This is a genomic window from Tabrizicola aquatica (genome assembly GCF_002900975.1).
Lineage (GTDB): Bacteria > Pseudomonadota > Alphaproteobacteria > Rhodobacterales > Rhodobacteraceae > Tabrizicola > Tabrizicola aquatica.
In genome coordinates this window covers 25159-48516 of record NZ_PJON01000002.1, presented here as the reverse complement: position 1 = coordinate 48516, position 23358 = coordinate 25159, and the positions used below count along the sequence as shown (strand labels likewise).

The window sequence follows — 23358 nt, the reverse complement described above, 5'->3', positions numbered from 1 at the left end:
CATGATCCGTATCGAGAACCTGGCCAAAAGCTTTACCCTGCACAACCAGGGCGGCGCGGTGATCCCGGTGATGGCGGGGGCCGCGCTGGCCGTCGGCCCCGGCGAATGTGTTGGCCTGACCGGCCAGTCGGGCGCGGGCAAATCCACGCTGATGCGGATGGTCTATGGCAATTACCTTGCCGCCGGGGGCCGGCTCATGGTGGGCGCGCTTGACGTCGCCACCGCCGAACCCCGCGATATCATCGCGCTGCGTCGTCGTACGCTGGGCTATGTCAGCCAGTTCCTGCGGGTGGTGCCCCGTGTGCCGACGCTGGATGTGGTGGCCGAGCCGTTGTTGGCGCTGGGCAGTCCGGTGGATGCGGCGCGGGACCGTGCTGCAAGCCTTCTGAAGCGCCTGAACATCCCCGAGCGGCTTTGGTCCCTGTCGCCCACCACCTTTTCGGGCGGCGAGCAACAGCGGGTCAACATCGCGCGCGGGTTTGCCCATGCCTATCCGGCGCTGTTGCTGGACGAACCCACGGCCAGCCTGGATGCCGCCAACCGCGAGGTCGTGCTGACCCTGATCGAAGAGGCCAAGGCCCGTGGCGCGGCGATCCTGGGCATCTTCCATGATGAGGCGGCCCGCGCGCGGGTCTGCGACCGGCTGGTCGATGTGACCGGCTTCACCCCAGGGCTGGCGGCATGATCTTCGCCCCCCGAGTTTTCGCCATCGTTGGCCCGTCGGGTGCGGGCAAGGACACGCTGATCGCCGGCGCGCTGAAGGCCCGTCCCGACCTGCGCCTGGTCCGCCGGGTCATCACCCGCCCGACCGAGGCCGGGGGCGAGGATTTCGACGGGGTGACGCCCGATGCGTTCGACCGCCGCCTGGCGGGTGGAGCGTTCGCGCTGACCTGGCGGGCGCATGGCCTGCGCTATGGCATCCCGAAGGACCAGCTTGAAGGCCCCGGCGACGTGCTGTTCAACGGCAGTCGCGCCGCCCTGCCGGACGCGGTGCGCCAGTTTCCCGGCTTGCGCGTGATCCTGGTGACGGCCCCCGACGCCGTTCTGGCCGCACGGCTGTCGGCCCGGGGGCGCGAAGCACCCGAGGACATCCGCGCCCGCCTGTCCCGCGCGGCGTTCGAGATGCCCCAGGGCATCGCCTTTCGCACCGTGGTCAACGACCAGTCGCCCGAAGCGGGCGTGGCGCAGCTTCTGGCGGCGCTTCAGCCGGAGAGGGTGTAGCGGTGCAGCAGATGGAAGCGGCCCGAGGTATCCTCGCCGAAGAGGCAGAGGTCGGCGATCACGAAGGGGCGGGGCAGGACCGGCGTGAAATGCGCCTCCAGCGCCTGGCGTACCGGCTGGGGATGGTCCAGCCGGTCGGTCAGCGTCAGGTGGAAGCGGAACTCATCCATCACATGCGGATAGCCCCAGCGGTCGAGCAGCTCGCGCTGGCGCGGGGTCAGGCGGTCGGGGCGACGGCGGGCGATCTCGGCCTCGGTCAGCGGCGCGCGCAGGGCGTTCGTCGCCGTGACCACCGCCGCGCCCAGGTCCAGCAGGGCGGCCTCGCAGCCCAGCGGGGTCAGGGCCACGAAGCCGTCCAGCACCTCGACCTGCAACCCGTCGCAGGTGACAGGCGCCAGTTTCGCAGCCAAAGTCGCAAGCGTTGCGTGGACCTGCGCCTGGCCCACCCCGGCGCCCGGGCGGAACGGGGCGCGGATCGTGCCGTGAAAGCCATAGCGCCGCGGCTCGACCGTGATTGCACGGGGATCGCCGGTGCCGGGCAGGACCGGCTGGGGCAGGTCCGTGCCGGTGGCTGGGTCGCGGCCCAGCCATGCGTTGGCCCGGTCGGCAAAGGCCCCCTCGGGCGGCGCGTAATAGACGGCGTAGCGTTTCATCTGGTCCATGCGGCGGGGCCTAGCCGGGATTTGTCACATGCGCGTGACGGGACGGTGTCACCAGAGGCCACCGCGCCGCGGACCGCAAGAACCAAGAGGACGACATGACCACCGAAACCATCCTTGCCAATGCCACGCTTGTTCTGCCGGGCGAGACCCTGCGCGGGCAGGTGCGGATCGTCGATGGCCGGATCGCCGAGATCTCGGAAGGGCGGGCCGTGCCGAAGGGGGCTGAGGATTGCGGCGGTGACCTGGTGATGCCGGGCCTGATCGAGTTGCACACCGACAACCTGGAGCGCCACATCGAGCCGCGTCCCAAGGTCGACTGGCCCCACGCCGCCGCGATCATCGCGCATGACGCAGAGCTGGCCAGTGTCGGCATCACCACGGTCTTTGACGCGCTGCGGGTGGGATCGGTCGTGTCCAACGCCAAGGCGAATTACGGCGAATATGCCCGCACCCTGGCCGATGAAATCCTGGCGCTGCGGGCCGGCGGGGGGCTGAAGATCAGCCATTTCCTGCACCTGCGGGCCGAGGTCTGTTCCGAGACGCTGGTGGAGGAGCTGGACAAGTTCGGACCCGAGGACCGGATCGGCATCGTCAGCCTGATGGACCATACCCCCGGCGAGCGGCAGTTCCGCGACGTGACGCAACTGCGCAAATACGTCATGGGCAAGCATGGCATGAGCGAGGCCGAGTTCGAGGCACATATCGCCACGCAGAAGGACTTGTCGGCGCGCCACGGTGCGGTGCATGAGGCCGCCGCCGTCGCCGCGGCGCGTCGCTATGGCGCGGTGCTGGCCAGTCACGACGACACCGAGGTCGGCCATGTCGCACGGTCGGCCGAAAATGGCGCGCATTTCGCGGAATTTCCGACCACGGTCGCAGCGGCCCAGGCCTGCAATGACCACGGGATCAAGGTGATGATGGGGGCGCCGAACCTGATCCGGGGGGGCAGCCATTCGGGCAACGTTGCCGCCCGAACGCTGGCCGAGGCGGAGTTGCTGGACATCGTCTCGTCCGACTATGTGCCCTCATCGCTGCTGTCGGCGGCGTTGATGCTGGGCGACCTGTGGGGAGATGTGTCGCGCGGGATTGCCACGGTGACCCAGGCCCCGGCCGGGGCGGTCGGCCTTGTGGATCGCGGCCAGCTGGTGCCGGGACACCGGGCCGATGTGGTCCGCGTTGCGCGGCTGGGACAAGCGGGTGCCCTGCGCGGCGTCTGGGTCGAGGGCAAGCGCGTGGGGTGATCGCTGCGGTGTGCAGACGATGGATGGCCTGTCTGTTCAACCGATTCCCGCCGCCATCGCCCCTGAAAGTGCAGGATGGTCCGTCCTTGCCGGGATGAGGCGGCGGGTGGGGTCATGGCGTCATTGTCCACCACCACTTCGGCGCTGGTCTTGCCGGCATCATCCGACACGACCGCGCTTTGCCGAGAGTGGCGCGAGGTGAAGCGGATCTGCCGAGGTGCTTACCCACCAGCAGAAGATGGCCGTCCAGATCTTCCGATACCGGAGTAATCCCTGCACGCGCCTCGCCCAGCCGTCGGGCGTGCCAGGTCCGCCGCCCAAGGGCCGAGGTGGGTGGCTGGTGGCTGTCCCAGCTTTCTGTTCCGGCGCAGGGGCGTGCAGTCCTGCGCGACGGCGGGTGTCGCAAGGAATGCGGTAACGGCCAGGCAAAGCATCCTGCGTTCCCCCTTCATGCCGACACCACGAATTCGGTCATCATCCCGGTGGCCAGATGCGGCATGTGGTGGCAGTGCAGCATCCACCGCGCGGCTTCGCCGGCGTCCAGGGCAACGGTCACCATGCTCATCGGCGGAACGTGAACAGTGTCGCGCAGGGCACCGGACAAGGCGCGGCCGTTCAGGGCGACGACCTGGAAGTGATGGCCGTGCAGGTGCATCGGGTGGGCCATCATCGACATGTTGTGGAAGGTCAGGGCGACCCGTTCCCCGCTGCGCGCCGTGACAGGCCGATGGGAACCCCAGCCTTGCCCGTCGATGGTCCAGAGATAGGGCATCATCGACCCACCCAGCATGAGGCTGTCGCTGCGGTCCACCGGTCGGTCGGCCAGTGGCACCAGCGCGCGGAACTGCGCTTCCTGCGTCAGGTCAACCGAGAAGGCCGGATGTGCCGCGTCCGAGGTAGCCGCAAGCCGCTCTACCGTCGCGCCCTTGCTGGCCAGGATGATGCCGGTCCGCTCCACCGCGCCCTCGCGCTGGGCGAGGATCGGGAAGGCGCCGCCTTCGGGCGGGAGGTCCAGTTCGATGTCCAGCCGCTGGCCCATCGCCAGGCCAAAGCGCATGCCCGCGACGGGTTGGATCGGATTGCCGTCGGTGGCCACCGCCCGGCCCGGCAGCGCCCCGGTGTCGATCCAGAACACCGTCGCGGCCGAGCCGTTGATGATCCGCAACAGCACGCGACCACCCTTGTCGACCGCCACGACCTGGGGGTCGGCAAGCGTCCGGTCATTGGCCAGATAGGCGTCGAAGTTGAAATCGTTGAGGTCCATCGCCCCCATCGACATGCCGTCCGTCGTTCCGCCATGCATCGTGCCGGACATGTCGTGACCCATCCCGACCATGCCGTGCCCCATGCCGCCCGTGCCGCCGGTGATTTCGGCCAGAACCTCCTCGGCGGGGCGGAAGCTGAGGTCGTGGAGCAGGATCACCACTTCCTGCCGGTCGGCGGCAAGGTCCTCGGGGCGGCGCACGATCAGGGGCGCGGCAAGAAGCTCCATCTCCTGCACCGGGATGTGCGAATGCATCCAGTGCGTGCCGGGCGTGGCGGCGAAGTCGAAGGACCGCCGCTCGCCAGATGCCAGAGCGGGCTGCGGCATGTCAGGGACACCGTCCTGGGCATTGGGCGGAATCTGGCCGTGCCAGTGCAGGATGGTCGGGGTGTCCAGTTCGTTCACCAGGTCCAGCCGAAAGGCTTCGCCAGGGTTCAGGATCAGGCCGCTGCGGCCCTGATCTGAAGGGTAAGGGCGGTCAGACCAGATGTTTCGGCGGGCGTTCGGATGGTGCGGGCGGGTGGGAGTCGAGCAGCCGAGAGATTGGACGTGGCGCGGGACGGATGGTGGCGAAGTGCGTCAGGTCCGGGTCCGGTGGAGTGAGAATGCCAACCATTGCACAGACCTGCTTGCAGACCTGGCCAGCGTGGCCGGCGATCGGCAGCTGATGGTCAGACCCCTGTGCGGTGTGGACCGCGTCCTGCGACATCGCCAGCATTGCGCATGCCGGGTTGGCCTGCGCCTGACCCAAGGGGGCCAGCATCAGGGCGAGCGAGCAGAGCAGGGCCAGAAACCGCAGCACCGGTCCGTTTTCCTTTCGTGGTTCAGGATTGCAGTTTCCTGTGGTGGCGGACATGACCAGGATCAAGCCAGTGCGCCCCAAACGCCTTGCGTCACGCCGGGGCGGACCCGGCGTCCATCCCTTAGCGGACGCGATCGAAGGCCCGCGTCTTGCGGCGATCACGGGTCTTGGGCAGTGGGGCCACGGCATCGGCGCTGCCCAATGTCCTTAGGATCGGGCAGTCGGGCCGGTCATCGCCGTGGCAGTTCGAGGCAAGGTGCAGCAGCGTATCGGTCATGTCCTTCAACTCCTGCATCTTCTTTTCCAGGGCCGCGACATGGCCCATCGCGATCTCCTTCACGCTGGCGCTGGCCCGGGTGCGGTCGCGCCAGAGAGTGAGGAGATCGTCGATCTGCTTGACCGTGAAGCCCAGGTCGCGGGCACGACGGACAAAGCGCAGCGTCTGCAGGTCGTTGTCCGAGTAGACCCTGTAACCCGACAACGCCCGGTTGGCGGCGCGGATCAGGCCGGTTTCCTCATAGTAGCGGATCATCTTGGCCGAGATTCCGGTGGCCTTCGCGATATCGCCGATGTTCATGGGTCATCTTCCTTTTGGGTGACTAAGGACAGCCTGCACCTTCCCACCGTTGGAAGGTCAAGCCTGAAATTCAGGCCCTAGAAGGCATGGTCTGCTGCCAGAAGCCGCCGGAGGCGTGGCAACTGCTGGGCGGCCGTGCCCCAGATCGCCTTGCCGTCAACCAGTGTGATCGGCGCGACCCGCAGGCCAGTGCGGCGGCGGGCCTCTTCCGCGATGCGGGGGTTGGTCAGGTCACGCTCGACATAGTGGACGCCCTGAGCCGCCAGCCAACGCTTCAGCGTGGCGCAATCGGGGCAGGTGGGGGTGGTGTAGATCTCGACATTGGAATGGGACATCGGTGCCTCCTTCAGGACAGGGTTTGCGCGGACAGGGCCTTTCCCGGCGCAGGGCGCGCCGGGGTGGCAGGGGCGAAGCGCTTCAGCCGCAGCGCGTTACTCAGGACGAACACCGAGGACAGCGCCATCGCGCCCGCAGCCAGCATCGGCGACAGAAGTGTGCCGTTCAGCGGGTAAAGCACCCCCGCCGCCACGGGGATCAGCGCGGCGTTGTAGGCAAAGGCCCAGAACAGGTTCTGCCGGATGTTGCGCAGCGTGGCCCGCGACAGGCCGATGGCCTTCGGCACGCCCCCGAGGTCACCGCCCATCAGCACCACATCGGCGCTTTCGATGGCGACATCGGTGCCGGTGCCGACGGCCAGACCCACATCCGCCTCGGCCAGCGCCGGGGCGTCGTTGATCCCGTCGCCGACAAAGGCCACCTTTCGGCCGCCGTCACGCAACGCCTTCAGCGCGGCAACCTTGCCTTCGGGCAGGACCTCGGCCACGACTTCGTCGATGCCAAGCTCGGCCGCGATGGCCTCGGCCGTGCGCCGGTTGTCCCCGGTGATCATCGCGACCTTCAGCCCCAGCTTGTGCAGCGCCGCGATGGCCGCAGGGGTCGTCGGCTTGATCGGATCGGCGACCGCCACAAGGCCAGCTACCTTGCCGTCGAGTGCGACGTAAAGCGGTGTCCGGGCGCGGGAGGCAAGTGCCGCCGCCGCCTCGGCAAATGCCGTCACGTCAAGGCCAAGAGAGGTCATGAACCGGTCAGCGCCCACTTCGACCAGGCGGTCGGCGACATTGGCACGGATACCGTAACCCGGGATCGCCTCGAAGCCGTCGGCGTCGGCCAGGATCAGCCCCTCGGCCCGCGCCGCCTCGGTGATGGCCGTGGCGACCGGATGCTCGGACCCGGCCTCGGCCGACGCGACCAGGGCCAGAACGTCCGAGCGGGCGTAGCCCTTGGCGAGTACGAGGTCGGTCAGAACCGGGTGGCCTTCGGTGAGGGTGCCGGTCTTGTCCAGCGCGACCACGTCGACCGAGGTCAGACTTTGCAGCGCCTCGCCGTTGCGGAAGAGGACCCCCAGCTCCGCCGCCCGCCCGGTGCCGACCATGATCGAGGTCGGGGTGGCCAGGCCCATCGCGCAGGGGCAAGCGATGATCAGGACGGCGACCGCGTTGACCAGGGCGAAGGTGATCGCCGGATCGGGACCCCAGACCCACCACAGGCCGAAGGTCAGCGCGGCGGCCAGCATCACGGCGGGGACGAACCAGGCCGTGACCTTGTCGACCAGCGCCTGGATCGGCAGTTTCGCCCCTTGCGCGCTTTCGACCATGCGGATGATCTGCGACAGCATCATGTCCGCCCCGACCTTCTCGGCCCGGTAGGTGAAGCTGCCGGTCTTGTTGATCGTGCCGCCGGTGACCGACGCGCCTTCGGACTTCATGACCGGCACGGGTTCGCCCGAGATCATCGCCTCGTCCACGAAGGATGATCCGGTCAGCACCGTGCCGTCTACCGGGACACGGTCACCTGGACGGACCTGGACCACATCACCCGGCTGCACTTCGTCCAGTGCCACGTCAACGTAATCCCCTCCGCGCTGGACGCGGGCGGTCTTGGCCTGAAGGCCCATCAACCGGCTGATCGCCTCGGACGTGCGACCCTTGGCCTTGGCTTCCAGGAAACGGCCCAACAGGATCAGGGTGACGATGACGGCGGAGGCCTCGAAGTATACGTTCGCCGTGCCCTGCGGCAGAAGGCCGGGGGCAAAGGTCGCCACGACCGAATAGGCCCAGGCGGCGGTGGAGCCGAGGACGACCAGCGAGTTCATGTCGGGCGCAAACCGCAGCAGCGCCGGGACGCCCTTGCGGTAGAAGCGCAGGCCGGGGCCGTACTGCACGATGGTCGCAAGGACGAAATACAGCAGGTAAAGCGGTGTCCGCCCTACGCTCATCGCCAGCCAGTGGTGCAGCGCGGGGACCAGGTGACTGCCCATTTCCAGCAGGAAGATCGGCAGGGTCAGCCCGCCCGCGATCAGAAGGTCGCGCTTCAGGCGGCCCTGCTCTTCCTCGCGCGCGGCGGCCTTGTCGGTGGTATCAATATGCGCCGCCTGCGGCTCATACCCCGCGCCGCGGATCGCGGCCTGGATCGCACGAGTCGTCTCGGGCGAGTTGTCCGCGATTTGGACCGTCGCCCGCTCGGTCGCGAGGTTGACCGAGGCCGTCAGCACGCCCGGCACGGCAGCAATCGCCTTCTCGACCCGCAGCACGCAGGAGGCGCAGGTCATGCCGTCGATCCCGACCTCCAGCGTCGCTGCCTCGACGTCGTAACCAACGCCGCGGATCGCCGCGATGACCGCCTCGCGGACCGGGGCGCCTTCGTAGCGGATGTCGGCGCGCTCGGTCGCCAGGTTGACCGAGGTGGAAGCCACGCCGGGAACCCTGGCGATGGCCTTCTCGACCCGGGAAACGCAAGAGGCGCAGGTCATGCCGGTGATGCCAAGGCTGTCGTGAAGTGTGGGGGACGGGTGGTCGATGACGTCCTTCATGGCGGGAATCCTTTCGATGCGATGTGCGTCGAATCGGGTTCTGGGGCTTCCAACGATGTCAGGGTCAAGCGGCTTATCTTGGGGAAGGGCTGGGGTCCTCCGGCAATGGAAAGGGCCGGGGAAAGTTCCCCCGGCCCCCTCCCATTTTGTCGTCGCACCAGACCGGTCAGGCAGCGGTATATCCCGCCTCCGCCACGGCGGCCTTGATGGCTTCTGCGTTGGCAGAGGTCTCGACCCGCACCGTGCGGGCGGGCACGTCGGTGACGACCTCGGCCGCCGGATCAACGGATTTGATCGCTGCCGTCACGCCGCGCGCGCAGCCGCCGCAGGTCATTCCGGGAAGGGTCAGTTCAAGCATGTTCAGGTCCTTTCATTACAGGCGGCAAAGGGTGCCGTTGGGCCGAGATGGGGTTTTCCAGTGTTGGAAGGTCAACACCCTGGCCAGGAAAAAATCTTCGGACTGACCGCTTGACCCTGCCAGCGTTGGAACCGCGACGACAGAAGGGACCGGGCGATTCGCCCCGGCGAAACCCTGTCGTCAAAGGACTGAACCCATGACACCCTCTCTTGATCCAAAGCGTTGGAAGGCGCTGGCGCTCCTCTGCGCCGCGCAGTTCATTGTGATCCTTGATACCTCGATCATCGGCGTGGCCCTGCCCGCCATTCAGGCTGACCTCGGCTTTACCGACGAAGGTCTGAGCTGGATCTTCAACGCCTATGTCATCGCCTTCGGTGGTCTCCTCCTGCTTGGTGGCAAGCTGGCCGATGTCTTCGGCGCGCGGCGCATCTTCCTTTGGGGCTTTGCCATCCTGACCGGTGCCTCGGCCGTCGCGGGTCTGGCCGGCAGCCAGGAAGTGCTGCTTGCCGGACGCGCCTTGCAAGGCGTCGGCGCGGCGCTGATCGCCCCCGCCGCGCTGACGATCCTGATGCGGCTTTTCGGCGGGCAGCCTGCGGAACTGGGCAAGGCTTTCGGCTTCTGGGGCGCTTCGGCGGCCGCCGGCGGCACGGCGGGGGTCTTTCTTGGGGGCGTCATCACCGAGTGGATGAGCTGGTCCTGGACCTTCCTCATCAACCTGCCCTTGGGCATCGCCGTGCTGGCCGCCGGCCCCTCGGTCCTGCGCGCCATTCCCGGCACAAGCGGCAAGATCGGCCTGACCGACTCCGCCCTCGTGACCGGGGCCATCGTCGCGGCGGTCTATGCCATCGTGACGGGTGAGCATGTTGGCTGGTTCGTCCCGCAGACCCTTGGCCTTCTTGGACTGGCAACGGTGCTTCTGGTGGCTTTCCTCTGGATGCAGGCGGTGTCGAAAAGCCCGCTTCTGCCTTTGCGCATCTTCCGCGCGCCTGGCCTTGCGGCGGGCAATCTGGTGATGGCGCTGCTGGGTGCCGCGTGGATCCCGCTGTGGTTCTTCCTGAACCTTTACCTGCAAACCGTGCTGAACCTTTCGGCCTTCGGCTCGGGTCTCGCTCTTCTGCCGATGACGCTGGTCATCATGGTGATGATGGTCCGCCTGACCGGTCCGCTGATCGGTCGCTTTGGCGTGAAGCCGGTGCTGGTGACGGGCCTTCTGGCCCTGGCGCTGTCGCTGGCTCTCTTCGCCGGACTACCCGCCGACGGCACTTACGTTGCCAATGTCCTGCCGGTGTCGATCCTGGCGGCCATCGGCATGTCGCTGGCCTATATCCCGGTCACCATGACGGGCATGGGCGGCGCGGCCCCGCAGGACACCGGCCTCGCCTCGGGGCTGATCAATACGACGTATCAGGTCGGCTCGGCCCTGGGCCTTGCGGTGATGGTCTCGCTGGCGGCCTCGATGCAGGGGGAACCCAACGCGATGCTTGTGGGCTATCAGACCGCCTTCACGGGCGCCGCGGTTGTCGCAGCACTGGCCGCCATCGCCTCGCTGGTCCTGGTGCGCGGCGGTGCCGCCGCTGCCGACGTGCCGGTCGGCTGACGCAAAACCTCCGCGCCCCGGAAAACGGGGCGCGGAGTCCTGAACGGAAAGGACAACGAAAATCCTAACCCATCTCGCCCGCGCCACGATGGGGATGGAGGCCACAAACTTCCAGCAACCGTCCCCGGCGAAGCGCGTGCAGGATGATCCAACTTGCCCAAGGGGCAGCCACCCCTCATGCTTCATCAAGCAGCGCGAAGGGGATCAGGCGCAAAGATGGACAAGCTGTCGGTCATGCAGGCCTTCTGCCGGATCGTCGATCGCGGCAGCTTTGCACGGGCGGCCGAGGATCTGGGAGTTTCCGCCGCCCTCCTCAGCCGAGAAGTGCGGTTGCTGGAACAAAGCCTTGGCACCACGCTGATCACCCGTACGACCCGGAGCATGTCTTTGACCGAGGCGGGACGGGTATATTTCGACGAGGCGAAGGGAATCCTTGAGGCCGTGCAGCGGGTCGAGGACCATATCCGTGACAGCGCGCGGGCGGTCGTCGGTCACCTGCGGATCAATGCGCCGTCGTCCTTCGGGCAACTTGTCGTGGCACCGATGCTTCCAGCCTTCTTCCGGCGCTACCCCGACCTGCGGGTCAGCCTGACGCTGGACGATCGGGTGGTCGACATGGTCGAGGGTGGCTTCGACCTGACGCTGCGCATCCGGTCAAGCCTGAAGGATTCCTCGCTTCGCGCCCGCAGGATCGGTGGGGTTCAGGTCGGCATCTTCGCGGCCCCCGCCTATCTGGCCGAACGCGGCACTCCGGCCACGCCGAAGGACCTTTCCGGGCATGACGTGGTCGGCTACCTTTTGTCGGAACATCTGACAAGCTGGGATCTGCGCGGGCCGGACGGGGCCTTCAGCGTGGCCGTGGACCCCTGGGCGCGGGTCAGCAGCAGCTTCGTCCTGCGGGACCTGCTGATTGCGGGATGCGGACTTGGCACGCTGCCCGACTTCATCTCACGCGCGCCCGAGATATCCGGAGCGCTGAAGCGCGTCCTGCCCCGGTTCGAACTGCCGCCGCGCGAGATCTGGGCGATCTCGGCGGCAAGCCCTTCGAAAGACGTACGAATTGCAGCGTTCCTTGACCATCTTGAACAGGAGCTGGCCCGGGAAATTCCCCCTTTGGCGTAAAGACTGTCTTGCGTCGCGAGGGATGTTTCCCACGACCCCAAGTAGCGATCTTCCGGCAGAGAAACCCCTGCCAGTGAGGATCAGATGACCCGCATACTTGTGCTTTACTATTCCAGCTACGGCCATGTCCGTACCCTGGCCGATGCCGTGGCCGAAGGCGCGCAGACCGTGCCTGGAACCTCAGTCGACATCCGCCGCATTCCCGAGACGGTGCCCGAGGACATTCGCAAGAGCGCCGGCTTTGTCGAGGATGACACCCCCGTCGCCACCCCCGCCGATCTTGCCGATTACGATGGCATCCTGTTTGGCACACCGACCCGGTTCGGCCTGATGGCCGGGCAGATGAAGCAGTTCATCGACCAGGCGGGCGGCCTGTGGATGCGCAACGCACTGGTTGGCAAGGTCGCTGGAGTGTTTGTGTCTACCGGCTCGCAGCATGGCGGGCACGAGGCGACGATGCTTTCGACCCAGATCGCGCTGCAGCACTTCGGACTGCTGATCGCCGGGTTGCCCTACAGCTTTGCCGGCCAGACCTCGGGCGACGGCATCATCGGCGGAGCGCCCTATGGCGCGGGGACCATCGCGGGGTCGGACGGCGGGTTCACCCCGAACCCAACCGAACTTGCGGGCGCGCGCTTCCTTGGGGCGCATGTCGCCGATATTGCCGCCCGTCTGACCGCCGGCACCGCCGCGCGGCTTGCCGCCTGATCGCAGGAGGGCGCCATGCTGAGATCCCTTGCCCGGGCCTGGCGCCGCCGCGCCGTGCAGGCCGATCTGACCAGGCTGGCCAACCGGCTTGGTCCCCACCTTGCCCGCGACATCGGGATCGAAGGGACATGGCGTCCCTTGCCCTGCCGATCCTGCGCCGCATCTGACGGAGAGGCTTCGGATGCCCCGCGCGCTTGACCTTGCCCTGACCGCCATTGCCCCGATTGTCTGGGGCAGCACCTACATCGTCACAACCGAGGCGCTGCCGCAGGGGTATCCGCTGACGGTCGCGGCCCTGCGCGCGTTGCCGGCGGGGCTTCTTCTGTTGTTGCTCACGCGGGATTTCCCGCCGCGAGAATGGCTGGTCCGGGTTCTTGTCCTGGGGGCACTGAACTTCGCCGTCTTTTGGGCCCTACTGTTCATCGCGGCCTACAGGCTTCCTGGTGGAGCGGCGGCAACGCTGGGGGCGATGCAGGCGTTGATGGTCATCGGATTTTCCCGCTGGTTCCTTGGCACCCCGATCGCCGCTGTTGCCGTCATCGCGGGGGTATTGGGTGTCGCAGGCGTGGCACTCCTCCTGATCGGCCCGGCCTCTGGCTATGATCCCTTGGGTATCCTGGCGGCGCTGGGAGGCACGGTTTCGATGGCGGCGGGAACGGTCCTGAGCCGCAAGTGGCAGCCGCCGGTTCCGATCCTGACCTTCACCGCATGGCAGCTGACGGCAGGCGGCTTTCTGCTGGCGCCGGTCGCCCTGCTGGTCGAACCGCCGCTGCCGCCCCTGACAGCCGTCAATCTTGCGGGTCTGGCCTGGCTTGGCCTTGTAGGGGCGGCGGCGACCTACTGGTTCTGGCTGCGCGGCATCGTGCGGCTTGGGCCCAGCTTGGCGGCGATGCTGGGGATGCTAAGCCCGGTTTCGGCGGTCATGCTCGGATGGGTCTGGCTGGGACAGTCTTTGACAGCGGCCCAGCTTCTGGGTGCGGTGCTGGTGCTTGCTGCTGTCTGGCTGGGGCAGGTCCGCTCGTTGCAGGTGGGCCTGGCCAACCCGGCTACGCAGGATGAGTCTGCGGCACCGAAGTGAAATGGGGATGTCGGCGGCTTCCCCAGGAGAATCAAGCGTGGCGACGTGATGCTTGCGCTTCTTCGATCCAGGGAACCAATTCCGCAAGGCAGCTGACCTACTGGCCGAAAGGCCCGCGCCGTACATCGCGGAGACTGATCCTGGAAACAGACTGACTGGCCGTAAAGACTTGATGTTTCGGGATTTGTTTTTGGTCGGAGCGAGAGGATTCGAACCTCCGACCCCCTGCTCCCGAAGCAGGTGCGCTACCAGACTGCGCTACGCTCCGACCGTGGGCGGGGGTTACCCCGTCCCGGCAGTTTTGGCAAGGGGCGAAACGGCGCTTAGGCCTGATCCCCGCCCCAGCGTTTCAGCCAGCTGGAAATGCGCGGCTGGGTGCCGGTGTCCATCCGCGAGCGGCTTTCCAGAACCGGGCGGTTCTGGCTGACCGAGGGCGTGCCTTCGCGCAGGACGATGTAGATGCCCGAGGCGATGATGACGGACGAGCCGATGGCGGTGTAAAGGTCCACGTTTTCGTCGAAGAACAGCCAGCCGTAAAGCGCGGCCCAGATGATCTGGGAATACTGCATGGGGGCCACGATGATGGCCGGGGCGCTGCGGTAGGCCGCGATGATCCCCAGCGCGCCCAGCATCCCCAGGAAGGCCATCACGGCGGTCAGGCCCATGTCGGTGACGGTCATCGGCACATAGACGAAGGGCATGACCGCGCCCATGGCGAAGAAGGTCAGGACCATGGGATACAGCATCAGGACGACCGACCGTTCCTCGCCACCGATCTTGCGGACGATGACGCTGGTCAGCGCGCCGGTGACGGCGGCCCCGATGGCAGCAAGGTGGCCGATCGAGAACCCCTCACCCCCGCCGGGCCGCAGGACGATCAGCACACCGAACAGGCCCACAATTACGGCGATGCCCCGGCGCATGCCCACACGTTCGCCCAGCAGGGGGATGGCCATGAGGGTGATGAGCAGCGGCATGGCAAAGAAGATCGCGTAGCATTGCGCCAGCGGCAGTTGCGAGAAGGCAAAGAAGCCCATCACCCCCGTCGCCACCGCCGAGACCGAGCGCAGGATCGACCACCAGGGATGCCGAGGAATGAGCGTGCCGTCCTTGCGGTCGCCCATCAGCATCATGGTCACCAGCGGGAACCCCATGAGGCCCGAGAAGAACATGATCTGGAACGAACTGAACGTCTCGCCCAGAAGCTTTACCACGACGTCGTGGGTCGCGTAGGCACCGAAAGCGGCCAGCGACAGAAGCGCCCCGCGAAGGTTGGAATGCATGTCTTCAGGTCCGCGAATGCGGCGGCGAGGGAACCGCGGCCGATAGCGCAATCATCATCACGAAAAACGGCCCCCTCCACAAGGGAGGGGGCCGCCGATTTCACGCAAATTCTGCCGATCAGAGGCTGGCATCCAGTGCCGCCACGACGGCGTCGCCCATCTGGGATGTCGAGACCGGAGTGCCGCCCTCGGGGCCCATCAGGTCGGCGGTGCGGACGCCGTCGGCCAGAACCTTCTCGACCGCCTGTTCAACGCGGGTGGCCTCGTCGCCCATGTCGAAGCTGTAGCGCAGCGCCATGGCGAAGGACAGGATGCAGGCGATCGGGTTGGCCTTGCCCTGGCCCGCGATATCGGGCGCGCTGCCATGGACGGGTTCATACAGCGCCTTCGGACGGCCGTTCGCCATCGGCGCGCCAAGCGAGGCCGAGGGCAGCATCCCAAGGCTGCCGGTCAGCATCGCGGCGGCGTCGGACAAAAGGTCGCCGAACAGGTTGTCGGTGACGATCACGTCGAACTGCTTGGGCCAGCGGCACAGCTGCATCGCGCCGGCGTCGGCGTACATGTGCGACAGTTCGACATCAGGATAGTCGCGGTCATGCACTTCCTGCACGACTTCGCGCCAGAGGATGCCGGATTCCATCACGTTGGCCTTCTCCATCGAGCAGACCTTGTTCGACCGCTTGCGGGCAAGTTCGAAGGCCGATTTCGCCACGCGGGCAATCTCGCTTTCGGTGTAACGCTGGGTGTTGATCCCGACGCGTTCGTTGCCTTCCTTGAAGATGCCGCGCGGCTCGCCGAAATAGACGCCGCTGGTCAACTCGCGCACGATGACGATGTCCAGACCGGCCACGACCTCGCGCTTCAGGCTGGAAAAGTCGGCCAGGGCGTCAAAGCACTGGGCGGGGCGCAGGTTGGAGAAAAGGTCCATCTCCTTGCGCAGGCGCAGAAGCCCACGCTCGGGTTTCACGCTGAAATCCAGCTTGTCGTATTTCGGACCGCCGACAGCGCCCAGCAGGACGGCATCCACTTCCTGCGCCTTGGCCATCGTCGCGTCGGTCAGAGGCGTGCCATGCGCGTCATAGGCGCATCCACCGACCAGGTCTTCGGACACGTCGAAATGGACGCCGCGCTTGGCCCCCATCCAGCCGATGATCTTTTTCACCTCGGCCATGACTTCCGGGCCGATGCCGTCGCCGGCAAGAATGAGGAGGGAGGGATTGGCCATGTCGCAAGCTCCGCGAGGGTTCCGGGGTTGCGGGTGGCCTAGCCAATGGGCAGGGCAGGGTCAAGGTTTCACCGGATATCCGGCGCCGTTGCTGCGGCGCCGGACCGGGGAAACCCGGTGGCTGGACGGCCTAGCGGGCCGAACACTCCGAATAGACCTTCTGGTTCCCGCGCAGGACCGTAAGGCAGATGCCTTTCCACAGCCCGGCATCGGCCAGGGCCAGATCCCCAGGCAGGACATTGGCGGGACCGGCCGAGGGGGAGCCACAGGTCAGGAAGCAGAAATCCAGGTAAAGCTCATCCCCGGAATCATCCACCTCAAGCTGTTGCTCTTCATTGTAGGCAAGCCGCTTGGAGGTGCGGCCTGATTTGGTGCGGTATTGCACGACCTGCATTCCGCCGCCTTGGACAGTGATCGTTCCCATTTCTAAGCCCTCTCTTAATGCACGCGGTTCTACTTGAAATCGATGTCGTGGCCGTCGACGCTGATCCGCAGCCCGCCCTCTGGCGCGGCCGAGACCATGACCGGCAAGGTCAGATTGCCGCCCGAATTGTCGTGCTGCCGTGCCAGATAGGCCACAAGATAAAGGGCGCTTTGCAGATGTTCTTCTGCCGCCAGTGCAAGACTGGTTTGGGTCATTCAATCCTCCTGTTAAAGAAACTACTAGAGGTTGAAATTGGGATGATATTTCGAAATCAGAGTCAATGATTCCATATTCGCGATATTGTTTCGCTTCACGAATTAAAGATCGAGATCGACCCAGACCGGGTAATGCCGCGAGGCGGCGGCAAGATCGGCGGCCAGCGGATCGTCGGGCGCGGGCCAGAAGACCCCGGCCGCCGTAACGGTCAGACTGGCCGAGGGCAGGACATAGTCCAGACGCAGCCCGCCAAGGTTGTCATATAGCACCGTGTCCAGGGCCGGGTCGCCCAGATGGGTGGGCTCGCTCCGGCCGTGGGTGCCGGTGGGCAAAGGGTCCTGCAATGCCGGGTGGGCCAGAAGGGCTGCGATGCCTTCGAGCAGACCGTCGCCATCGGCCGGGTCAAGGTTGCCGTCGCCCAGAAGCACAAAGGGCGCCTCTGGCGGCGGCATGGGCAGCGCGCCGTCGAGGTAGTGCCGCCAGAAGGCGGCCTCATCGTGGTTGCGCTTGCCGTTGCGATCCTCGGGGCCGTCAAAGACCGGCGGGGTGGCGTGCCAGGCGAGAAGGTGCAGGGGGCCGGTCCGGGTAATCACGGGCACGTCCCAGAAACCGGTGGTCGCCAGACGCTGGATGGCTGATAGGCTGGGGCCGTCCGGCGAAAGGGTGTCGGGCAAGTCCCGCCAGAGAAATGCGGAATGGTCGCGGGCGCCGTCCTGATCCAGTGGCAGGCGCGACAGGATCGCCATGCCGCCATGACCGGAGAAAAGCCCATAGCCCTGCGCGTCGCGCGGGTCGCCGATCCGGCCATTGCCATCGACGTCAAAGCCCGTTTGCATCCCGGTATTGGGCCGAAAGGCAAAGCGGTGGGGATAGTCCACCCCCACTGCCGCCAGCCGGTCGGCCAGCAGCTGCAGTGCGACCCCGCCAAGATCATAGTCGATGGCGGTCAACAGCAGCACATCGGCATCAAGCGCCCTGGCCACCCGGGCGATGGCGGCGATCTGCGGATCCTCGCCCCGGGTCAGGTCCTGCACCAGAATGCCCGGGCCCTGCCGGTCAAGGCCGATGTTCCAGGTCGCGATGCGCAGCACCTCGGCCGCCAAGGGGGCGGGCAGGAGGAAAAGGGCAAGGGCCAGACAGCGGATCAGAGGTCGTCGTCCTCATCCTCGTCGGGGCGGGGGGGCGCGAGGGCGGCTTCCTCGGCCAGCTTGCGGTCGCGCTTGGTGCGGATCATGTCGGCGATCCGGGCCATGGCGACACCGCGCATCAAGAGGCTGGCGGGGAGGTAGGCCCAGGCCGCCATGGTCCAGATCAGCGTTTGCGGCGAGGTCAGCGTGCCCGCCGGCAGGCCCGAGGTCAGTCCGACGATCAGGGCTGGGACGACGAAGGGCAAGAGGAACCCCACGGCAAGGTTGACGCGCGAGTCCCGCTCCAGCCGGTCGACGACATCGCCGCCGGCGGTCGGCTCGAACGTGGGCAGGTTGACCCAGACGTTGAAGGCGCTTTTGGTCGAGGGCCAGCCGGCCAGTTTCAGGACGATGACGAAGATCGCCAGCGACAGAAGCGAGACCATGTAGGCCGTCCCTGCAGCGGTGCGGACGTCAAGGACCTGAAGCGCGGTGCTGTCCTCGGCCAGCATGAGGGTGGCAAGGCGGACGGGGGAATAGGGAAAGTCCAGCGCACGGCCCACGACCTCGCCCAGGGCACGGAACAGGCGCGAGACGGTGGTCGCTTCCTCACGGTCGGCGACGATCAGCGACAGGAGGAGGACGATGGCGAACAGCATGAGATAGCGGATGCGATTGTAGGGGGCACCGTCGCGGAACTCGACCAGGCTGGGATAGATCGCATTATACTCAAAAAAGACCAGGGCGCCTGCAAAGACCGCGACAAGGGCCACGATCTGCTTGGTGTCGGTGCCGATGCCCGGCAGGATGACCGAGGGCAGGACCACCAGCGTCATCACCAGGAAGGCGCGGACGGCCGAGGTGAAGGCGCGGTTCAGCCAGGTGCGGCTGGCATGATCCAGTGACGCCAGCAGACGGGCGCGCAGACTGTCGCTTGCAAGCTCTTTCATGCTGGTCCGCAGTGACGCGATCTTGCCCAATTTTGCCCTGCTTCGGTCGAATCAATCAACTGCGGGCAGATAACCCAAGGTTTGTGGCCATTTCACGGTCAATCGACATCGGAGTCAGCTTTCGCGGAAGGCGCGTTGGAAATAGGCCGCAAATGGCGCGGTCAGATAGGCAAGCGGGGTGCGTGTGCCAGTAAGCAGGTACACCTCGACCGGCATGCCGGGCCGAAGGTCGGGGTTCGCGCGGGGGTCGGGCGCGATTTCGGCCAGATAGTAGGCAGCGCCGGTCTGCGGGTCGGCCAGCGCATCGGCCGAAACGCGCACCACCCGCCCGGTCAGCCGGGGCCGATCGCGGCTGGTCAGCGCGGTCAGCACCAGTTCGGCGGACTGACCGGCCCGGACTTCGTCGATGTGGATCGGCGGGATTCGGGCGGCCACGACCAGGGGGCGGTCCTGGGGAACGATGTGCAAGACGGGCTCGGCGGGGCGAAGGACAGCGCCGGGCGTGGTGATCTGCAGGCCCAACACGATGCCAGCCACCGGCGCGCGGAGGTCCAGCCGGTCGATCCGCTGCACCAGGGCGCGGCGGCGCTCGGCAAGTTCCTGGACCTCGGGCCCGATCTGGCGCAATTCGGCGGCGGCATCCTCGCGCCGGAGGGTCTGCAGGGTGGTAATCTGGATCTCGATCTCGGTCGCCTGGCCTTCGGTCCGGGCAAGTGCGGCGTCAAGTTCGCCCAGCTGGCCAGCCAGCCGCGCGGCCTCACGCTTAAGGGCCAGCAGGGTGGCGGAATGCGACAGGCCCTTGGCCTGAAGCTGGCGCTGCGCGGCAAGTTCCTGGTCGATCAGCGCAACCTGGGCGGCGACGGCAGCGCGCTGGGCGACAATGCCGTCGGCCTGGGCACGGGTCTGGTCGATGCGGCGGGCAAGCTGGGCGCGGGCTTCGTCCAGCGAGGCGAGGCGGGCCTGGAACAGGCGCCGCTCAGCCTCGGCCGCGGGGCTGGCGGGAAGGTTGGGCAGTGTCAGGCCGTCCCGCTCCGCCACCAGGCGGGCGGTGCGGGCGGCAAGTTCTTCCAACCGGCCGTCCACGATGGCAAGGTCAGAGCGCAGCGCCGCGCCATCCAGGCGGATCAGGGGCTGGCCAGCCTGAACCTGATCGCCCTCCGCCACGAGCACCGCTGCGACCACCCCGCCATCGGGATGCTGGAGCGCCTGGCGGTTCCGCTCCACCTCGATCCGGCCGGGGGCGATGATGGCACCGGAAAGCGGGGTCACCGCAGCCCATAGCAGGAAACCAAGGACCAGCGCGGCCAGCGTGGCAAGGCCCAGAACGGTCGGGCCGCGAAACGATGCGGGGGTCACGCGGCGGCCCCCGGCTTGGGATGGGCGATGTCGGCGGCGTTGCGGACCGTCTGACCCAGGACGGTGTCACGCGGGCCGCAGGCGACCATGGCCCCGCCTTGCAGAACCATCAGAAGATCGCATTCCTGCAAGGCCGCCGGGCGGTGCGCCATGACCAGAACCGCCGCGCCCCTGGCCTTGGCGGCACGGATCGCCTGGTTCAGCGCCTGAGCGCCGTCGTTGTCAAGGTTGGCGTTCGGCTCGTCCAGGATCAAAAGCACCGGGTCGCCGTAAAGCGCCCGCGCCAGGCCCACCCGTTGCACCTGCCCGCCGGAAAGCCGGCCACCCGTCGCGGTGACGGGGGTGTCATAGCCTTGCGGCAGGTGCAGGATCATCTCATGCGCGGCGGCGGCCCGGGCGGCGGCGATGACTGCCGCCGGCGCGGGGGCAGGGTCGAGGCGCGCTATGTTCTGGGCCACCGTGCCGTCGAACAAGGTGACCCGCTGCGGCAGGGTGCCGATCAGCGGGCCAAGCGCCTGTTCGCCGAACTGGTCAAGGGTGGCGCCGTCCAGCCGCACCTCACCGGCAGCGGGGGGCCAGAGGCCGCAAAGCGCCCGGGCGAGCGAGGTCTTGCCGGCGCCCGAGGGGCCGATCACCCCCAGGGCCTGGCCGGGTTGCAGGCTGAAGCTGACCCCGCGCAATACTGGCGCAGTCTGGCCGGGCGGCACGACCGTCAGCCCCTTGACGTCAAGGACAGCCTGCGGCCGTGGCAGGGCGGTGCGCAGGTGGGACGCGGGAACCCGCGCCAGAAGCCCTGCCAGCCGCCGGCGGGACTGGAGTGCGGCCGCGACCAGAGGCCATTGCGCCACTGTCTGCTCTACGGGTTGCAGGGCGCGGCCGATCAGGATCGACGTCGCGATCATCGCCCCCGGCGAAAGCTGCTCGCGCAGGACAAGCCAGGCGGCAAGACCCAGCATCGCAGATTGCAGGAACAGCCGGAAGGTGCGGCTGGCCACCGTGAACCGCCCCGCGAGGTCCGAGGCGGCAAGGCCATCCGTCAATGCCCGGTCGCGCGCCGCCTGCCACTGGGCCAGAGCCGCGCCGGTCATGCCAAGGGCGCGTAGCCCCTCGGCCTCATGCTTCAGGCGGTCGGCCTGGCGGTCCGCCGCCATTGCGGCAAGGGTCGCGGACAGCGACCGGGTTTCGCCGAGGTGCTGGTTGGCCAGGGCCAATGCCACCAGAACCGTGCCGCCCCCCAGCGCCAGCCAGCCAAGCCAGGGATGGAACACGAAGGTCAGCGCGATGAAAAGCGCTGTCCAGGGCGCGTCCATAAGCGCCAGCAGGACCGGCGAAGCCCATAACCGGGCCAGCGCATCCAGGTCGCGCTGGGCGGAGAGGGCGCGACCATCGGCCGGATCATCCGCCAGCCGCCGAAGCGCCGCCTGCATTACCCTGGGGTCCAGTGCGGCCTGAAATCGCGCGCCGACGCGGGCCATGATCCGGGCGCGGGCATGGTCCAGCAGGCCCAGCATCAACATCAGGAAAGCCGCGATCAGGGTCAGCGAGAGCAGCGTCTCGACCGAGCGGGAGGTCAGGACGCGGTCATAGACCTGCAGCATGTAAAGCGGCGGGGTCAGCATCAGCAGGTTGACGAAGATGGAGAACAGGACCGCCAGCCCGATCGCCCGGTTCAGTGCGGACCGGGCAAGGGCAAGCTCTTGCAGGCCAGAGCGAGGGTCGGTCGGCGGGGCCATGCGGGTTCCTTGGCATCATCCTGCCAGCGCGGCCAATCCGACACGCTTGGGCGTTGTGTTCGGCAAGTCACGGACTTATGCCTTGCCAACCGCCGTGCGCGCCTATGCTTTGCTGCACTGGTGGCGGAACTGTAGGTCGATGGGTCTGAAGAATTCATTTATGCCGGTGCGGAAGCTGGCGGGTCTGGCGCCCGCCCTTGCCCTGCTTGCGGGCTGCGCGGGTGCGCCCGGCCCGGACGGGATCAACGATCCCTATGAGGCGTCGAACCGCAAGGTGCACGGCTTCAACCGCGGTGTGGACCGCGTGCTGGTCGGCCCGGCGGCCAAAGGCTATGGCGGTGTCGTGCCGGAACCAGTGCAGCGGGTGGTGGGGAATCTGGCCGACACGCTGGACCTGCCGGGGGACATCGCGAACAACCTGCTGCAACTGCGATTGGTTGACGCGGGCGAGAACACGCTGCGTCTGGCGACGAACCTGACCTTCGGGGTCGGCGGGTTGTTCGACTTTTCGTCGGCGCTGGGGCTTGAGGGCAAGCCTACCGATTTCGGCGAGACGCTGCATGTCTGGGGTGTCGGCGAAGGCGTCTACATGGAACTGCCGTTTGCCGGCCCCTCGACCGCGCGGGACACGGTGGGGATGGCGGTGGATATCGTGCTGAACCCGGTCCGCCTTGCGCTGCCGGACAAAGAGGCGACGGCCGCGACGGTGATGAAGCTGTTCTCACGCCTTGGTGACCGCAACCGTTACTCGGAAACTGTCGATTCGATCCTATATGACAGTGCGGACAGCTATGCTCAGGCGCGGCTTTTGTACCTGCAGAACCGCCGGTTCGAGCTGGGTCAGACCGCCGCCGCGGGCGAAGGCACCGGAGACGACGGATTCATCGACCCCTACGAGGACCCCTATGCCGAATGACATGATCCTGACGCGCCGCGGCTTTGCGGCTGGGCTGGCCGCCTCGGCCCTGGTGCTGGCGCTGCCGGGCCGCGCGATGGCGCTGACGGCCGACCAGGCGAAAACGCTGGTCGACAAGACCGTGGGCGACATCAACGGGATCATCAACTCGGGCAAGTCGGAAGGCGCGATGCTGAACGACTTTGAGCGGTTGTTCTCGCGCTATGCCGATGTGCCGGCGATTGCCCGGTCGGTCCTTGGGCCGGCGGCGCGCCAGGCGTCGAAGGGACAACTCTCGGCTTATACCAAGGCGTTTCAGGGCTATATCAGCCGCAAATACGGCCGCCGCTTCCGCGAGTTCATCGGGGGCCGGATCGAAGTGGCCGAGGCCAAGGCGGTGAAAAGCTACTACGAGGTGATTTCGACCGCCTACCTTAAGGGGGAAAGCCCGTTCGAGGTGCGCTGGCATGTGTCGGACAAGTCGGGCAAGAGCCTGTTCTTCAACATCATCATCGAGGGCGTGAACATGCTGGCTTCCGAGCGCACCGAGATGGGCGCGCTACTGGACCAGCGTGGCGGCGATCTGGACCGGTTGATCGCGGACCTGGCTTCGCTTTAAGCAACGGCTCCTCGTGCGACTTCGTCTTCTC

At 67.0% G+C, this 23358-nt stretch carries 25 protein-coding genes and 1 tRNA gene; 10 read left to right on the top strand and 16 right to left on the bottom strand.

All coding sequences use genetic code 11. The annotated features are described in order from the left end of the window. The first annotated feature begins 1 nt into the window (after window position 1). Window positions 2–685 (top strand): phosphonate C-P lyase system protein PhnL, encoded by a 684-nt coding sequence (gene phnL / locus CXR42_RS08605; protein ID WP_103257146.1) that lies wholly within the window; start codon window positions 2–4, stop codon window positions 683–685. Next, a complete protein-coding gene (phnN, locus tag CXR42_RS08600) occupies window positions 682–1221 on the top strand; it encodes a phosphonate metabolism protein/1,5-bisphosphokinase (PRPP-forming) PhnN (RefSeq protein WP_103257145.1) in 540 nt (179 codons plus the stop codon). Before phnL ends, phnN begins: the two co-directional genes overlap by 4 nt. On the opposite strand, the gene CXR42_RS08595 is transcribed toward phnN, so the two are convergent. Then, entirely contained in the window at window positions 1203–1874 is a 672-nt protein-coding gene (locus CXR42_RS08595) for a DUF1045 domain-containing protein (protein WP_342749212.1), read from the bottom strand. The two genes, phnN and CXR42_RS08595, sit on opposite strands and share 19 nt — an antisense overlap. Window positions 1875–1978: 104 nt before the next feature. Here CXR42_RS08595 and CXR42_RS08590 point away from each other — a divergent pair, with 104 nt between their 5' ends. Continuing rightward, on the top strand, window positions 1979–3124 hold the full coding sequence (locus CXR42_RS08590) for an alpha-D-ribose 1-methylphosphonate 5-triphosphate diphosphatase (protein WP_103257143.1): 1146 nt from the start codon (window positions 1979–1981) through the stop codon (window positions 3122–3124). Between the two features lie 448 nt (window positions 3125–3572). On the opposite strand, the gene CXR42_RS08585 is transcribed toward CXR42_RS08590, so the two are convergent. From CXR42_RS08585 to CXR42_RS08560, 6 genes are all read right to left on the bottom strand, one after another. Then, window positions 3573–4877 (bottom strand): multicopper oxidase family protein, encoded by a 1305-nt coding sequence (locus CXR42_RS08585; protein WP_103257142.1) that lies wholly within the window; start codon window positions 4875–4877, stop codon window positions 3573–3575. After that, window positions 4867–5256: a hypothetical protein gene (locus CXR42_RS08580; protein ID WP_146038031.1), complete on the bottom strand. Its 390-nt coding sequence runs from the start codon at window positions 5254–5256 to the stop codon at window positions 4867–4869. Before CXR42_RS08580 ends, CXR42_RS08585 begins: the two co-directional genes overlap by 11 nt. A 55-nt stretch (window positions 5257–5311) precedes the next feature. Continuing rightward, window positions 5312–5767: a Cu(I)-responsive transcriptional regulator gene (gene cueR / locus CXR42_RS08575; RefSeq protein ID WP_103257140.1), complete on the bottom strand. Its 456-nt coding sequence runs from the start codon at window positions 5765–5767 to the stop codon at window positions 5312–5314. Window positions 5768–5844: 77 nt separating this feature from the next. After that, window positions 5845–6102 (bottom strand): glutaredoxin family protein, encoded by a 258-nt coding sequence (locus CXR42_RS08570; protein ID WP_103257139.1) that lies wholly within the window; start codon window positions 6100–6102, stop codon window positions 5845–5847. An 11-nt stretch (window positions 6103–6113) separates the two neighbouring features. Beyond that, on the bottom strand, window positions 6114–8636 hold the full coding sequence (locus tag CXR42_RS08565) for a heavy metal translocating P-type ATPase (RefSeq protein ID WP_245875392.1): 2523 nt from the start codon (window positions 8634–8636) through the stop codon (window positions 6114–6116). A gap of 166 nt (window positions 8637–8802) precedes the next feature. Further along, the gene (locus CXR42_RS08560) at window positions 8803–8994 is read right to left on the bottom strand and encodes a heavy-metal-associated domain-containing protein (protein ID WP_103257138.1); all 192 of its coding nucleotides are present in this window, start codon (window positions 8992–8994) and stop codon (window positions 8803–8805) included. A 196-nt stretch (window positions 8995–9190) separates the two neighbouring features. Here CXR42_RS08560 and CXR42_RS08555 point away from each other — a divergent pair, with 196 nt between their 5' ends. The 5 genes from CXR42_RS08555 to CXR42_RS08540 all read left to right on the top strand — a co-directional run bounded on the left by CXR42_RS08555 (window position 9191) and on the right by CXR42_RS08540 (window position 13499). Further along, window positions 9191–10591: an MFS transporter gene (locus CXR42_RS08555; protein ID WP_103257137.1), complete on the top strand. Its 1401-nt coding sequence runs from the start codon at window positions 9191–9193 to the stop codon at window positions 10589–10591. Window positions 10592–10807: 216 nt separating this feature from the next. Beyond that, complete coding sequence (locus CXR42_RS08550; RefSeq protein WP_103257136.1) at window positions 10808–11713, top strand: LysR family transcriptional regulator; 906 nt, start codon at window positions 10808–10810, stop codon at window positions 11711–11713. A gap of 84 nt (window positions 11714–11797) precedes the next feature. Further along, window positions 11798–12421: an NAD(P)H:quinone oxidoreductase gene (wrbA, locus tag CXR42_RS08545; protein ID WP_103257135.1), complete on the top strand. Its 624-nt coding sequence runs from the start codon at window positions 11798–11800 to the stop codon at window positions 12419–12421. Between the two features lie 15 nt (window positions 12422–12436). Then, window positions 12437–12619 (top strand): hypothetical protein, encoded by a 183-nt coding sequence (locus tag CXR42_RS19315; protein ID WP_146038030.1) that lies wholly within the window; start codon window positions 12437–12439, stop codon window positions 12617–12619. Continuing rightward, a complete protein-coding gene (locus CXR42_RS08540) occupies window positions 12603–13499 on the top strand; it encodes an EamA family transporter (protein ID WP_103257134.1) in 897 nt (298 codons plus the stop codon). Before CXR42_RS19315 ends, CXR42_RS08540 begins: the two co-directional genes overlap by 17 nt. Before the next feature lie 191 nt (window positions 13500–13690). On the opposite strand, the gene CXR42_RS08535 is transcribed toward CXR42_RS08540, so the two are convergent. The 9 genes from CXR42_RS08535 to CXR42_RS08495 form a co-directional block, all read right to left on the bottom strand. Next, window positions 13691–13767: transfer RNA gene (locus CXR42_RS08535), tRNA-Pro, on the bottom strand. 55 nt (window positions 13768–13822) lie between these two features. Continuing rightward, entirely contained in the window at window positions 13823–14782 is a 960-nt protein-coding gene (locus CXR42_RS08530) for a DMT family transporter (RefSeq protein WP_103257133.1), read from the bottom strand. Window positions 14783–14900: 118 nt separating this feature from the next. Further along, window positions 14901–16007, bottom strand: a complete 1107-nt coding sequence (leuB, locus tag CXR42_RS08525) for a 3-isopropylmalate dehydrogenase (protein ID WP_103257132.1) — start codon at window positions 16005–16007, stop codon at window positions 14901–14903. A 130-nt stretch (window positions 16008–16137) separates the two neighbouring features. Continuing rightward, window positions 16138–16431 carry a hypothetical protein gene (locus tag CXR42_RS08520; RefSeq protein WP_146038029.1) on the bottom strand — a complete coding sequence of 98 codons (294 nt, stop codon included), beginning with the start codon at window positions 16429–16431 and terminating at the stop codon, window positions 16138–16140. 29 nt (window positions 16432–16460) lie between these two features. After that, complete coding sequence (locus CXR42_RS08515; protein WP_103257130.1) at window positions 16461–16646, bottom strand: hypothetical protein; 186 nt, start codon at window positions 16644–16646, stop codon at window positions 16461–16463. 102 nt (window positions 16647–16748) lie between these two features. Then, window positions 16749–17738 (bottom strand): endonuclease/exonuclease/phosphatase family protein, encoded by a 990-nt coding sequence (locus CXR42_RS08510; RefSeq protein WP_425444851.1) that lies wholly within the window; start codon window positions 17736–17738, stop codon window positions 16749–16751. Between the two features lie 53 nt (window positions 17739–17791). After that, window positions 17792–18724 (bottom strand): hypothetical protein, encoded by a 933-nt coding sequence (locus CXR42_RS08505; RefSeq protein WP_342749210.1) that lies wholly within the window; start codon window positions 18722–18724, stop codon window positions 17792–17794. Between the two features lie 114 nt (window positions 18725–18838). Beyond that, complete coding sequence (locus CXR42_RS08500) at window positions 18839–20080, bottom strand: HlyD family type I secretion periplasmic adaptor subunit (protein ID WP_103257129.1); 1242 nt, start codon at window positions 20078–20080, stop codon at window positions 18839–18841. Next, on the bottom strand, window positions 20077–21813 hold the full coding sequence (locus CXR42_RS08495) for a type I secretion system permease/ATPase (protein ID WP_103257128.1): 1737 nt from the start codon (window positions 21811–21813) through the stop codon (window positions 20077–20079). Before CXR42_RS08495 ends, CXR42_RS08500 begins: the two co-directional genes overlap by 4 nt. Window positions 21814–21973: 160 nt before the next feature. On the opposite strand from CXR42_RS08495, the gene CXR42_RS08490 reads away from it, so the two are divergent. Together CXR42_RS08490 and CXR42_RS08485 are read left to right on the top strand one after the other, a co-directional pair. Further along, window positions 21974–22729: an MlaA family lipoprotein gene (locus CXR42_RS08490; protein WP_245875391.1), complete on the top strand. Its 756-nt coding sequence runs from the start codon at window positions 21974–21976 to the stop codon at window positions 22727–22729. Further along, a complete protein-coding gene (locus CXR42_RS08485) occupies window positions 22719–23327 on the top strand; it encodes an MlaC/ttg2D family ABC transporter substrate-binding protein (protein ID WP_103257126.1) in 609 nt (202 codons plus the stop codon). The genes CXR42_RS08490 and CXR42_RS08485 overlap by 11 nt, the downstream gene beginning before the upstream one ends. The last annotated feature ends 31 nt before the right edge of the window (window positions 23328–23358 follow it).